The organism is Nostoc sp. 2RC (assembly GCF_014222165.1).
Classification (GTDB): Bacteria; Cyanobacteriota; Cyanobacteriia; order Cyanobacteriales; family Nostocaceae; genus Nostoc; species Nostoc linckia.
In genome coordinates this window covers 1-2,182 of sequence record NZ_JACKZU010000644.1, presented here as the reverse complement: position 1 = coordinate 2,182, position 2,182 = coordinate 1, and the positions used below count along the sequence as shown (strand labels likewise).

Genomic DNA, 2,182 nt, shown 5'->3' with positions numbered 1-2,182 from the left:
GTTTGTATCAACCTTAAGTGGACGCTACCACATTTTCATGCTTGGCGGTGAAATTTTTTTCATTGGGACTGCCTTCTGCCTCCTGCCCTCTGCCTTTCTTGTTAAAGGGGAAAAGTTTCAAATACATCCTTTGCCCTTTACCCCTTAACCTTTTCCCAGACCATCAGGGAAGTTCATACTGCTTATCCGAGTTCCCAAAAAGCTAGACTCTTTACTGAAAAAAGGAACCACAGTTATGCTGAGGCGAACTTTTCCCTCACCAGAAGCGTTGCGGCGCTTACCGTTTGGTCTAGCTGACATCGCCTTGATTATGGGTACGTTAGTATTAGTGGGACTAATTGCCCGTGTAGGTGCAGGGGCATTAATTAGCTTTGTACCGCCAGATGTTGTACCTAGTGTCAGCTTAGATCCAGGTAATTTGCCTTACTATGCAGGGCGTTCGACTCTACGAATGTTTATCGCTCTGTTTTGCTCGACTTTATTTACTTTAATATATGGCTATATTGCAGCCAAAAGTCGGCGGGCAGAGCGAGTTTTAATTCCCCTGCTGGATATATTACAGTCGGTTCCTGTTTTGGGGTTTTTATCAATTACGGTGACTGGTTTTATTGCCTTGTTTCCGGGTAGTTTATTGGGATTAGAAGCCGCTTCGATTTTCGCGATTTTTACCAGCCAAGTATGGAACATGACCTTTTCGTTCTACCAATCATTGAGAACAGTACCATCCGAACTTGATGAAGTAGCAAGACTTTACCGTCTCTCACAATGGCAGAGGTTCACAAAATTAGAAGTACCTTTAGCTACCATTGGGTTGTTGTGGAACGCCATGATGAGTTTTGGTGGTGGTTGGTTTTTTGTGGCGGCGAGTGAAGCGATTAGCGTCTTGAATCAAAAGTATACACTTCCAGGACTAGGTTCTTACGTTGCGGCGGCGGTTGCCAAAGAAGACTTGTCTGCTTTGGGTTGGGCATTAGTGGCGATCGCAGTGATAATTTTACTAGTAGACCAACTATTTTGGCGACCGTTAATTGCTTGGGCAGATAAATTTCGCTCAGAGACAAGTGCAGCAGCAGAAGCGCCAGAATCTTGGCTATTGGATTTGTTCAAAGCTGCGCGACTTCCTAGTTTAATAGTCCAGCTATTGACACCAGTGGGTGAAGTTATTAACCGTCTTCTGTCCTCACTAACTCCACCACATCCAATAAATAATAATGTAGATAAAAATCAGCAAGTATTAAGCGATCGCCTTTATAACTTTGTTTTATTAGTAGTAATCGGCGCACTTGTAATTACTGGGTTGCACTTTATTTTCGCCACAGTAGGGTTTAGTGAAGTAGTCAAAGCATTTTTGTTAGGATTGCTTACCTTGGGGCGGGTAGTAATACTGTTGATAATAGCATCGCTGATTTGGACACCCATTGGTGTAGCGATCGGCTTTAACCCAAAATTAGCACGACTATTACAACCTGTGGTGCAATTTTTAGCCTCATTTCCTGCCAACTTCATCTTTCCCTTTGCCACCCTCTTTTTTATTCGTACCCACATCAGCATCAACTTCGGTAGCATTTTATTGATGTCCCTTGGCGCTCAGTGGTACATTCTCTTTAATTCCATCGCTGGAGCGATGAGCATACCCACAGATTTGCGTGAAATGGCAACAGATGTCGGTTTACATGGCTCAAAGTTATGGCGTAAATTAATAATCCCTGGCATTTTTTCTTCTTGGGTTACAGGCGGCGTTACCGCCAGTGGTGGAGCCTGGAACGCCAGCATTGTGTCTGAAATTGTCAGTTGGGGACAAACCACTTTAATAGCAAGCGGCTTAGGAGCCTATATTGCCGAAGCTACCCAAGCCGGTGACTGGCCTCGCATCACCTTAGGAATTGGAATGATGAGTCTATATGTGGTTGGTATAAATCGCTTATTTTGGCGATGGTTGTATCACCTAGCAGAAACAAAATATCATTTGTAAAAAATCAATAGTGCGCGAAGCATCTTGACTTTGTGTATCAGTGGACATGCGTTATTTGAACGCAAAACTTGTATTCAGAACGCAAGGAATTGAAGAAGAATACAGAATTCAGAATTCAGAATTCAGAATCAACACGCTCTCTACGAGACGCTACGCGTAGCTTGCTTAAGAGCAGGGGTACGCGGACACGGCTTAGCTGCGCTATCCGCC

Annotated in this window: 1 protein-coding gene; it reads left to right on the top strand. The window is 43.9% G+C overall.

Annotation, left to right across the window (positions count from 1 at the left end; all coding sequences use genetic code 11):
* Positions 1–235 precede the first annotated feature (235 nt).
* Complete coding sequence (locus GNE10_RS34105; protein ID WP_185570447.1) at positions 236–1,972, top strand: ABC transporter permease subunit; 1,737 nt, start codon at positions 236–238, stop codon at positions 1,970–1,972.
* Positions 1,973–2,182 lie beyond the last annotated feature (210 nt).

Coding starts and splice junctions, on each gene's coding strand:
- GNE10_RS34105 (WP_185570447.1), top strand. CDS start 236: ATGCTGAGGCGAACTTTTCCCTCACCAGAAGCGTTGCGGCGCTTACCG.